We start from the raw sequence: 11,867 nt of genomic DNA, 5'->3' as shown, positions 1-11,867 counted from the left end.
AGCGAAATTAAAGATTCGCTGGTCAAATTAAAGAAAAGTGCAGTGAGGAGGGCAGGGGCGGCCGCCCTGCGGAGTGTATTACTTGTAATTTTGCAGTATGGGATCGCCGTGACTCCAGAGAAGTTTTGGGCTTCCGGCCGCTGTTGTCCCCAGATTTCTTAATTTAAACCGCTGTTCGCGGATGAAATCCGGTGACAAAGGCGGACGCTACCGCTCCTACAGCTCCAAAATTCCCCTCCATCACTTTTCCCTGTCTGTGTTTTTTCAAGTTCAATTTATATAGTTACTTTATTGGCTGCTTGCTGCTGTGTTCGCTTTTCCGCATACATTTCGCCCACGCACCTCCGCTGCCGCCATTGTGTTCGATTTTCCGCATACATTTCGCCCAAGCGCCTCCGCCCTGCCCAATGTGATCGGTTTTTCGATTACATTCGGCCTACGCAGCGCCCCCGGTCCAATTGTGATCGGTTTTCCGATTACATTTGGCCTACGCAACGCCCCCGGTCCAATTGTGATCGGTTTTCCGATTACATTTGGCCGACGTAGCGCCCCCGGTTCAATTGTGATCGGTTTTCCGATTACATTTGGCCTACGCGGCGCGTCCGGTCCCATTGTGATCGGTTTTCCGATTACATTTGGCCTACGCGGCGCTTCCGGTCCAATTGTGATCGGTTTTTCGATTACATTCGGCCGACGTAGCGCCCCCGGTTCAATTGTGATCGGTTTTCCGATTACATTCGGCCTACGCGGCGCGTCCGGTCCAATTGTGATCGGTTTTCCGATTACATGCAGCACCCGCACCCTTGCCACGCCAAGAAGCAGCCCCGCAAGGACCTGCCTCATGTTTGTCTCATATGTTACTTACCTTCATTACATAAATCCGCCAGCTTACTCCGCATCCGGATAAGGATTGATACTCTGGATCGTGCCGTCTTCGTTGTATTTCAGCTCGGTGTACTTCACGCAGCGCTTGTGGTTGACGCCTTCAGACAGGGAGCTGTCGTGATAGAACAGATACCACTTGTCTTCCACTTGCACAATGGAGTGGTGAGTCGTCCAGCCGATGACCGGAGACAGAATCTCACCCTTGAAGGTGAACGGCCCCATCGGATTCTTGCCGATTGCATACACGAGCTTATGTGTGGTTCCTGTTGAGTAGGACAGGTAGTAATCGCCGTTATATTTGTGCATCCATGGGCCTTCAAAATATCTGCGCTCTTCATCCCCGGCCAGAATCGGATTCCCGTCTTCATCGACAATCGAGATCTCGGCAGGCTTGCCTTGGAAGGACAGCATATCGTCGCTAAGCAGCGCAACTTGCGGTCCAAGCGCCGGCTGGTCGGCAGCCGGTCCTTCCGCATCCGGCACGAAGCTGCCGGTCTGCCACTTCTCCAGCTGGCCGCCCCAGAGTCCGCCGAAGTAGATATACGCCTGGTTGTCGTCATCTACCAGCACGGCCGGGTCAATACTGAAGCTGCCTTCCATATAATTCGGCTGCGGGGAGAACGGGCCTGCGGGAGACTCCGACGTTGCCACACCAAGACGGAAGATGCCGTCATGGTCGCGGGCCGGGAAGAACAGATAGTAGGTGTTGTTCTTATATGCGGCATCTGGAGCCCAGAGCTGCTTGGAGGCCCATGGAATATCTCTCACATGCAGCGCTTCGCCGTGATCGACCACCGGAGAATCGAAGCTGTCCATCGATAGAACATGGTAGTCTTCCATTTTATACTGATCGCCGTTATCATTGCTCGGCTCGTCATGATCCAGATCGTGGGAAGGATAGATATAGATTTTGCCTTCATAGACATGGGCGGACGGGTCCGCTGTATAGATGTGAGTTACGATCGGTTGATTAGGCTTAGGTGGTTGTTGCTGATTCATAAGGCATCTCCTTTGATATTGGAATAATAGAATCCTTCATAGTAAGCAGGGCTGGCATTCTCTGTACCGTTGCCCGAGGCATGTACGCCGAGGCAGACACCGGTGAAGCCGCCGTTGACCTCCGGGGACAGGACCGATACATGAACCGTCTCCGGGACTTCATGCCAGGACACGCCATCTGCCGAATATGAGCAGTGGTAGTGATGGCCGTCGCAGCGGAGGCGAAGCTGAACGGCACCTTGACCGCTTACCTCATACTGGTGAACCTGCCGCTCCTCGCCGTTCTTCACGACAAGCTCCATCACCCGGCGGCCGTTGCGGCAAGTAAGTCCCCAGAAAAGATATCCACGGTTGTTCAGCCGCGCAGCCAGTCCGGCATGCTCGCCTTCGGTCACCGGCGTGAAGTCAAGGCTTGCGCCCATCTCCATCCGGTGGTGCTGCTGGCGGAGACACGCGAACACGGCAGGTGCCTCATCGTCCAGCGTGTAAGCATTCCCGCGCACGGTGAGGCTGTCTTCCCGCTCGGTCCAGGAATAGCGCTCCGCCTCATAGGCGCGGAGGAACGCCCACTCCGGTCCGAAGCCGCTCTCCGGCGTAAAGCGCAGCACAAGGCTGTCCAGGCTGGATTCACCCTCTGCAATGACGGTGCCTTCATTATTGTCTATCATCGGCCAGCCGTCCTCCGTCCAGGTGACCGGAGCCAGGAAGGTCTCCCGGCCCAGCGGGGAATACCGGCCTTCCACCGGGCGCATGCCCAGGAAGACGGCCCACCAATGCCCGGACGTATCCTCCACCAGATCGGCATGTCCAAGGCATTGTACCGGGTGGTCCTTCAGTCCCCGGTGGGTCAGGATCGGCTCCGGCTTGTCCTCGAACGGGCCGTAAGGACTGCTGCTGCGGGCAATAATCTCCCGGTGATCACCCGCCGTGCCGCCGGAGGCGGTCATCAGGTAGTAGACGCCCTTGATCTTGTACAGATGCGGGCCTTCGACCCACGGACCGTCATCGCCGCTCCAGATGTTAACCGGCTCCGACAGCACTTCCCCGGACAGCGGATCAATCTCATACTGGATAATGTGCGACTCATAGCCTGCACCGTTCTGCACCGTAACATAGGTGCGCCCGTCATCATCGAAGAACAGAGACGGATCAATGCCCCCGTGCGGCAGCAGAATCGGATCAGACCAGGGCCCCTCAGGCTTGTCCGCAGTCACATAGAAATTGCCGATGCCTCTGACATCTGTAGTAATCATGTAGAATCGCCCGTCATGATAACGGATGGTGGCGGCGTAGATGCCGGATGAGCTCTTGGTCACCCGCAGATCCAGCTGGGACTGGCGGGTCAGCACATGCCCTATCGGGGTCCAGTCGATCAGGTCCCTGCTGTGGAAGACAGGCACACCCGGAAAATATTCAAAGGTGCTGTTAATCAGATAGAAATCTTCATTCACACGGACCACACTGGGGTCCGGATAATACCCGGCAATAACGGGATTCCGCACATTCATGGATTGCATCATACCCTCCTCTGGAATGAAAGCAAGCGTTTACAATTCGCTAGTGTTATTGTACAAGCCCAGATTAAGCTTTCCTATGCGCAGACTAAAGAATTTCCCCCGAAAAAATGTACAATTTCCGCCTACAACCGATTGTACTGGAAATAAGCACCGTTTGCTCGTCATTTTGCTTGAGGAAATGGTCATTTTTTGCGGAGTTTACCGGCTACCTATAGTAGTCTCAAAAATCAACAAAAAGCCGTCCCCCAACCATAATCTGGCTTGGGGGACGACCCTGATCTTGCTTATACAATCGTTATGTGATGCCTATACTTACGGATTAATCAGATTCGATTGAATCAGCAATCTGCGGATAGCCGCCGACGCTTCGGCGCGGGTAATATTCTCGTTCGGCGCAAGACGCTGCTCGTCTCTGCCCTGAATAATGCCGGCCGACAGATTCAGCTTCACATTGGCAACCGCCCAGCCCGCTACCGATGCGGAGTCGGCAAAGGACTTCAGCAGCTGCTGAACCTGCTCTTCGCTGCGCGAAGACTTCAGCTCTGTAATGCTCATCGCTCTGCTGACAATGGCCATGGCTTCCTGTCTGGAAATATTGTTATCCGGTCTGAAGGTTCCGTCCGGATAACCGGTGATCAGGCCGTTCTCGATAGCAACCTGAAGCTCCAGCCCGTACCATCCGCCTGCGGAGACATCGCTGAATTTAACCGGCTGATCCCCATGCGTGACTATCCCGAGTGCTCGGGCCAGCATAGCTGTGAATTCAGCCCGCGTGATCGCCCGCTGCGGTTCAAAGACCGCTTCCTTCGTGCCGCTTACCACCAGTCTTGAGCCCATGTCATTGACATCCGGCTTGCTCCAGTGCTTCGCCACATCCGGGAATTCCAGCGGATTCCAGATCAAGCCGAAATCGCCGTTCTCCAGACTGTTAATTGTCGCATAATAACGTCCGTCTTTGATTGTTACATAAGTCGGCTGATGATAGATTTTACCGTCCCGGTATAATACGCCAGTGGTAATCTTCATATTTGCCGGTACCGGCAGCGTGTATTTCACCCAGCCGTGGCTGGTTACAAGTACGGTCTGTCCCTGATACTTGGCCTTGACCGAGAAGTTCGCAAGTGTACCGCCTGTTTGCGCCTTCCGCATCCCGGCGGCAAGCTTGAATCCTTCAACGCTGGCCGGAGCAGACTCCGTCAGCTCGGCAGTAATAACAATGTCGTTCACATTCACATTGCCTTGACCGAACTGCTTGCTGAGCTCTGTCAGATTGATATCTGCAGCATTCAGTCTGGCTGTACCCAGATCAGACTCGACTACGATCTCGCCGCCTTTATTCTGCAAGTCCTTCAGGCTGCTCGCAGTAAGCTCTACACTGCCAGCCGGAATGCCAGTATTGGTTCCTTGCGGAGCAGGTGTAGCCGTTGGAGCAGGCTTCGTTACTGGATAAGACTCAGGACTCTTATCTGTAATCCGCACAATCTGGAAGGTGCTGAATTTGTCAATCTGAATCTCCAGCGCTACAGGCTCGCCGCTGGAATTATACACAATCGCTGGAGTATAGACGGCAACCTCGCCGTCGCTGTGTTCAACATATACCCGCAAGCTGTCCAGGAAGGCATCACGCGCCCCGGAGCTTTGCAGCGGAATGCCGCCAGCGATTTCAGTGAGCGGAAGCAGAATCTTGGTGTTGATCTTGCTGTAGTTGGCTTCAATCTCCCTTGGAGCTCCAAGGGTCTGGAGCGTCTTGTCACTGGTCAGCGCCAGCTTGGAAACGCCGTTCAGAACGGCATTGCTCTGAACCCTGAGCTGTTCCAGGGTATTCTCCACCGGTACCACCCGGAAGTACAGGTCTGTAGTGGTTGCTTCGAGCTGCTCCAGGCTGGCTGCATCCAGACGGATGGAACCCAGTGCTGTGACAATATCAAGTGAAGCCTTGCGTCCGGCCAGAACCGATACCGCGCCGGAAGGAATCTCCACCGCAATCTCATCCGCCTGTGCAGCAGAATCATCCACATGGGTGATGCTTACCTTCCGGTTCGCTGCATCCGGGTCATTCGGATTCACGCCTTCAATCAGGTTATACATTTCATTCTCATCAATCACAATCGTGTCAATCCTGGTTCCGTTCGACAGGTTCGTTCTCAGAATCGTTACGCCCTGCTGTAGCGGACTGCCGTCATTAGGGGTAGACATTCCTGCCTGCCTGGAGGTTGCCTGACGGACGGCACCGTCCTTGGTCACGCCTTTTGCCTTAACGATCAGCAGATAATGCTTAACTGCACTCTTCCCGCCCCGGGTGAAGGTTGCGGTCAGAATGACATTCGTATCCTTGGGCGGAAGGGTTACATTGCCCTTGGCCTGTTCGGCATTCTGCTGGACAGCGATTACCGATGCTTCATTCGAAGACCAGGTAATCTTCGTATCATATTTGCCGGTCTGCAGCAGTACGAAGGCTTCGGTGACACTCTCCCACGTATCCCCAGGCGCGAAAGTGGCCGCCGTGTTGATTCCGGTGCTTCTTGCCGCATCCTCTGCGGCTTCCTGGTCGCTGAGCTTTTTGACAACAATTGTAAAGGTCTTGACCAGCGTTTCGCCCGGACGGTCAGGGTCTGCCAGCTTCACAGTAAGCTCTACCGTCACATCCTCTTCATCCGGTCCAGGTCTCTTGACCCGTCCGGTATTCGTGAGAACATCAGGGTTACTGGAGGTCCAGGTCAGCACAGATCCGGTCTCGCCTGTCTTCGGCAGGAATAGATTCCGGGTCACCGACTCCTCTGAATCTCCCGGAGCATAGGTTACTTGAATATTCAGCTCATCCTGGGGAAGGTTGACCGGGCTGGTTCCTTTGACTGTAATATAGAAATCCTTCTCCCGGAAAAAGCCTTCCTTGGCAACACGCGCCGTCAATCTAACCACCGTATCCTTCAGCGGACGCTGAACTTCACCGGTGTTGCTGACAATATCGCTGCGGTGGCTCGTCCATACTACATCAGAATCATAATTGCCTTTCGAGATCAGTGTGATGGCTTGCGTTACACTCTTCGCCGTATCCTGCCCCTGATACCCGATAGCCAGGAGTTCAGCAGCTTCATCAAGCTGAGCATCAAGCCCCTCCCGCTTCGCCTTAACTGTTACAACGAACTCCTTGATGACGGTGACATTGCCTTTGGTAATTGTTGCGGTAAGGGTCACCTCCCGGTCCCCTTCATTAGCACCAGGACGGTTCACTGTACCCTCTGCACCCAGTACGGAAGGCTCCGTGGAGGTCCAGGTAATCTTACTGCCATAGTTGCCCTCTGTAATCAGGTCCAGCTTCGTTTTCACCTGCTCCTGGAGCTCATTGCCTGCCCGGATCTTCTCCCAGGTCAGAGCTTCCAGGCTCTCCTTCACGGACTCTTCGTCCGTCAGCGGATGCTTGACCACGGTGAGTACGAATTCTTTCGTCTCGGTTACATCCCCCTTGGTGATGACCGCCGTTAAGGTAACAGTACGATCGCCATCCAGGTAGGAAGGAGCCTGAAGTTTGCCATCCGGCGTAATGACCCCCTCATCTGAAGAAGTCCATTTGATGCTGCTGCCATTCTCACCGGCTGCCGGTAAATAGACATCTGAGGTCACCGAATCCTGGCTGACATTCTCTTTGCGGATGGTATTCCAGGTCAGCAGGTCTGTATCCTCGGCTACCGATTGGTTGTCGGTTCCGGCCTGTTTTTTGACTGTGAGCACGAAGGTCTTGGTCTGTTCCGAATCCCCGTTCTTCAGTACAGCGGTCAGCGTAACCTCCTGATCTCCCTCCGCAAAGACAGGGCGTGTTACAGTCCCGTCCGGCCCGATAACAGCCTCGTTGCTGGAGGTCCAGGTAATCGTGCTGCCGAAAGCGCCTGTCTCGGGTAAAAGCAGCCCTGACACAACAGACTTCTGCACCAGATTCTCCTGCCGGATCGTATCCCAGGTAACGGCTGCCGCGTCACGGTTCACCAGTGACACCGTGCCCGGAAGCTGGATATCGAAGTTATTTGACGTCACCGGCTTAACGCCGTCTACAATTATGGACGGATCGACAGTCACCGATGCGAAAGCCGAAGCCTCAAGCTTGCCGGTTGCTTCTCCGGTGATCTGGATCTCCAGCACGGTGTCGCTGATCCGCACTACCGTGTAGTCCAGACCTTCCGGCAGATTGTTGAGGTGAACCCCTCCGCTAATCCCTTCGGTGAATACGCCGTTGCGCAGGGTAACCGTCAGCTTCTCTGCCGCTGTCCCGTCGCCTGCATCGTGAATCACTTCAGGAGACACTGCAATCGCTGCCGGAGGAGAGCGGAACAGAATAGCGAAGGTTCCCGAAGGAATGCCTGCAACCATAACTCCCGCCCGGTCCACGCTATCAGCGGACTTGTGGCTGGCCGCCTGTCCGGCCAAGGCTACCGTAATCTGAGTCGGGCTATCTACGGTGATCTTGCCCGGCGTCAGGCCCGGCGGCCAGTTCACCGCTTCAATAGCCTCGATCACCGACTCATCGAAAGAACCGTTCTTCAGCTCCAGCACAAGCGCTCCCTCAATGGTGCCGTCATTCATCTCAGACTCATAGAGCAGCGGTGACTTGACCACCAGATAAGGCTCTTTGTCCATGAAGTCGAATTTGAAGGTATTCGTGCTCAGGTCCGCCGCTGCTCCTGTCAGCTTGCCGGAGGCCACGGTTACATAAGCTCCGTAGACATCGCTGGTTACCGTAGCTGCACCGGTGAATTTGATTTCCAGCTCCGTGTCGGAGATTCTTGTTACTGTTGTGCCGAGGCCCGCTGGAAGGCCATGCACCTGCACATCGCCCGCATTGACCGGTGCGGCGAATTTCCCGCCAGTAAGCGTCACACCGAGCGTCTCAGTAATTTCTCCAGAGCCGTAGACGGCTTCGGATACAATCCCTTTATTCAAGCTGAGCACCGCAGGGTCTCTGAACGTTACACTGAAGGTCTTGGTCGTCAGACCGGAGGAATTCCCAATCAGGTTCTCCTTATCGACCGTCACGGACAGATTGTTCGTGGTCGCGTCCTTGCCATGGTTAACGGCAGCACCCTTCAGCGTGAAATTAAGCTCGGTATCACTGAGCCGGGTCACGTCAAAGTCAAGGCCTTCCGGCAGATTATTGACACGGATGTGGCTCAGATCAATAGGATCTGCAAGGGTGGCCCCGACAATGTTGACCATCTGGTTGCCCGTAACTGTTCCATCGTTAGCCTTAGCCTCCGTCAGATCTGTACTGTCCTCCTCATCCAGCTCGATTTCCGAGATGACCTCACTGAAATCCCTCTCGTCCAGACTCGTATAATAGGTGAATTTCTTGCTCTCACGGGCAGCCATCGCACCTGAATCCCAGGTAATGGTAATCCCCCTATCCGCTACAACTTCATTGCCCTTGGCCGCCGGGCTATCATAAGCGGCTTCTTCATAAGGGTCGCTGTTGCTGAACCCGAAGACAGAGGCCTTCGCCCGCGGATTGCTGGAGTAGAAGAAGATCGGTGCTCTCGAATTGAAAGCCTTGAAGAGCGGATCATTATCCCCTGTGGTATTCGCTCTAACTACGGCGGCGCCATCCTCTTCGATGGTGTGAGTCACCATATTGGAAGTTACAAAGGCTCCACCCTGATCTACTGTATTATCCGGGTCCATGGTACGCATATACCGCGCCCCGTCCCATTTCTTGCCCGTCAGATTGGTGATGGTTACTTCATTGCGGTAGAACTTCTGGTCTTCCTTGAAGCTGATTACTTGCTTAATCTCCATTGCGCCAGCCCAAGTGGATACCGTGGTCGCACTTAGCATCCCTTTATCCGTCTGCGAGGTATTTATAACTCTAGTAGGCATATCGTGGGCGTTCATCAGAGCTGAATTGGACTTCGCATATGTATTTCCCTCGCTCTGGTATCCTACCGCGAAGCGTTCTTCCGGTGTGCCCGGCAAATAGTAATCGACCGGCAGGTCTTTGCCTGTTCCATAGCCGTCATGGTCGGCGCTCATCCCCAGATTCGGTCTTGAATTCGTGCCACGGAAGTTAGCGGGCTTACTGCCCATCGTACCGAAATTCCCCCAGTTGCTTACTCCCAGTTCAATGAATTTGCCCCCCAGGAAAAGCTCTGTTCCGCCTTCTCCGCCATAGGCAGCCCTCGCTCCCCAATCTGCTGAATCTGCATGTACAGCCAGGGGTGCAGGAAACATAGACAGGATCATTGCGGGCACCATTAGCAGTGCGAGCAGCTTCTTACGCTTCATTGTCTCACTCCATTCTTAATAATTGAAATGCAAGCTTATACATATAAAACCAAATCACTCTCACAAAATTCTCACAAATGATCGAAAAATGTCGTTAATTTGCGCAAAAAGCAAAAAAAGAAGCAGAGCGCACGATTACACGTGAACGCCCTGCCTTATGTTGATTCATATAAACTGCGGTTAGGAATGCTCTTCCCTAAGCCGGGAGTACATCTGCTGCATACGCCGGTTCTGATCTTCGGCCGGAAAAAGCTGCAGCAGCTGGCGGTAAAACTCCTCATTCTGCGGATCGGCCAGCAGACAGGCGTAGAACCGGTCCTCCGCTGCCTGAAGTGCACCTCCCGATATGCTCTCGCTGATCAGCCGAAGACTGAGCTTCTCATAGATCAGACGATACTTCTCTTCCAGGGAAATCTTCCATACATACGGCTTCCCCTGAAGTAACGGCCCCCGGTACAGGCTAAAGAGCGTCTCCAGCTGCTCTGCATCCAGACTTTGACCTGTCAGCACTTGTCCCGCCTGGTGATATTGCATAACGTCATAGTTGAATGCCCCGGTATCCAGCGTATATCCCTCAGAAGTCTTTTTGATCCTCATGGGGATGCCACCTGCCTCCATGACTCTTTTCACGCGATAGATGGCTGTGTGCAGATTGCGTAGCACCCGTTCTCCATCCATATCCGGCCAGAGCAGCTCGGACAGCTTCCATTTATCCACCTCACGGTTAGGATGACAGAGCAGGTAGGCGAAGAGTTCCTCCGAGATCCGCGTAGGGAATTGGAGCAGCTGCTGCTCTTCGTTACGCACCTCCAGCCGTCCAAAGCCCGTAACGGTTGGTGCCGGAGCCGGCAGAACAGAAGCGGTGGCCGGCCGCTCCGGCATACTCCGGTAAGGCTGCTGTCTGGCAAGCCGCTCGTATACCCGTTCAATTGCTTTAGGGGTAACGGGCTTGACAATGTAATCCAGGGCTTGTACATCGAAGGCTTTCAATGCATAATGCGTATGACCTGTTGTAAAAACAATGTGGGCATGCTCTGAAACCTCACGGATTTGCCGGGCCAGCTCCAGTCCGTTCATCTGCGGCATCTCTACATCCAGAAAAATAATATCCGGCTGCAGCTCGGGCAACTGTTCTAGCGCCTCCGCAGGATTGGTGAACGTACCCGATATTGTGAAGCTCTCATGACGGCTGACCAGCACCTCCAGCAAATCCAGCGCTGGAATCTCGTCTTCCAAAATTACGGCAGTGTACACCTAAGCCACTCCTATGATTGAGTTTGTTTTAACGCCTAACCCTTCTGGCAAAATCCACAAACTGAAATTTGTCCAGCCGGTGCCGGGACTCGGTATATTGGAACAGCACGGTATTCTCCAGATACACATAGTTGCGCACTACGACAATATGCGTGTATTGCTTCAGGTCCAGCAGGCGCTGATCCTCCCCGGTGGAGGGCTCAACAGAAATCAGCTTTTTGGCATAACTGATCTTAAGACCCAGCTCAGACTCAAGGTATTCAAAAATAGAGCCTGCTGCGATCTCCTTGCTGAGGAATGGGACGATATCTGAGCGGAAATAGTCCTTGTCCAGAATAATGCGCTCGGCTTCAATCTCTCTGGCGCGGATCACCTTCCACACCGGCGTCTCTTCAGTGATGTGCAGTTGCCGGGCCAGCAGGGAGCCTGCCGGCTCCAGGACCGTCTCCTCTACCAGTGTCCGCGAGGGAACCCCGAGCGTCCCTGTCAGCTCCTGGAATGAGATCAGCCCGGTTACGGGGAAATCCAGCCGGGTCATATCCAGCACAAACGAGCCTTTGCCTTTGATCTTGTTAATATAGCCCTCACGGAACAAGAGATTCAGCGCCTTGCGCACCGTCTCCCGCGAAGTCTGGTAAGCCTCCGCCAGCTCACTCTCGGAGGGCAGCTTGGTTCCGGGCGCAAGCTGGCCGGAATGAATACGGTTGCTATATTCCGTATAAATCTGCAAAAATATATTCTCTCTCATCAATCATCACCGCCCTATATTGTAACACGCCCTCACTTCATCCGTGTATGAACAAAACTGCCTTAACAGGCGAATTCAGGTCACTTGTGCAACTCTTGTGCCCGTTCTATTTCCCTGTATATTTATATAAAAACAGCCCCGCAGGGCTGTCTGACTATCCTTATAAGTCTTGCTTAGTCCTGCCTGATCCGCTCAGC

Annotated in this window: 6 protein-coding genes; all 6 read right to left on the bottom strand. The window is 54.0% G+C overall.

The window, feature by feature from the left end:
- Window positions 1–288 precede the first annotated feature (288 nt).
- The 6 genes from NSS64_RS06270 to treR all read right to left on the bottom strand — a co-directional run bounded on the left by NSS64_RS06270 (window position 289) and on the right by treR (window position 11,670).
- Entirely contained in the window at window positions 289–843 is a 555-nt protein-coding gene (locus tag NSS64_RS06270; RefSeq protein ID WP_341139582.1) for a hypothetical protein, read from the bottom strand.
- A 45-nt stretch (window positions 844–888) separates the two neighbouring features.
- The gene (locus tag NSS64_RS06265) at window positions 889–1,884 is read right to left on the bottom strand and encodes a glycoside hydrolase family 43 protein (protein ID WP_339249842.1); all 996 of its coding nucleotides are present in this window, start codon (window positions 1,882–1,884) and stop codon (window positions 889–891) included.
- A complete protein-coding gene (locus NSS64_RS06260; protein WP_341139581.1) occupies window positions 1,881–3,404 on the bottom strand; it encodes a glycoside hydrolase family 43 protein in 1,524 nt (507 codons plus the stop codon). The genes NSS64_RS06265 and NSS64_RS06260 overlap by 4 nt, the downstream gene beginning before the upstream one ends.
- Window positions 3,405–3,713: 309 nt before the next feature.
- Window positions 3,714–9,668 carry an S-layer homology domain-containing protein gene (locus NSS64_RS06255; RefSeq protein ID WP_341139580.1) on the bottom strand — a complete coding sequence of 1,985 codons (5,955 nt, stop codon included), beginning with the start codon at window positions 9,666–9,668 and terminating at the stop codon, window positions 3,714–3,716.
- Between the two features lie 180 nt (window positions 9,669–9,848).
- Window positions 9,849–10,922 (bottom strand): response regulator, encoded by a 1,074-nt coding sequence (locus tag NSS64_RS06250; RefSeq protein ID WP_341139579.1) that lies wholly within the window; start codon window positions 10,920–10,922, stop codon window positions 9,849–9,851.
- A gap of 28 nt (window positions 10,923–10,950) precedes the next feature.
- Complete coding sequence (treR, locus tag NSS64_RS06245; protein ID WP_340939196.1) at window positions 10,951–11,670, bottom strand: trehalose operon repressor; 720 nt, start codon at window positions 11,668–11,670, stop codon at window positions 10,951–10,953.
- Window positions 11,671–11,867 lie beyond the last annotated feature (197 nt).

Origin of the sequence: Paenibacillus sp. FSL H8-0122 (genome assembly GCF_038005345.1) — a bacterium.
Classification (GTDB): Bacteria; Bacillota; Bacilli; order Paenibacillales; family Paenibacillaceae; genus Paenibacillus_AQ.
Note: the sequence above shows the minus strand (reverse complement) of the source record. Positions and strands in the feature narration are given on the sequence as shown.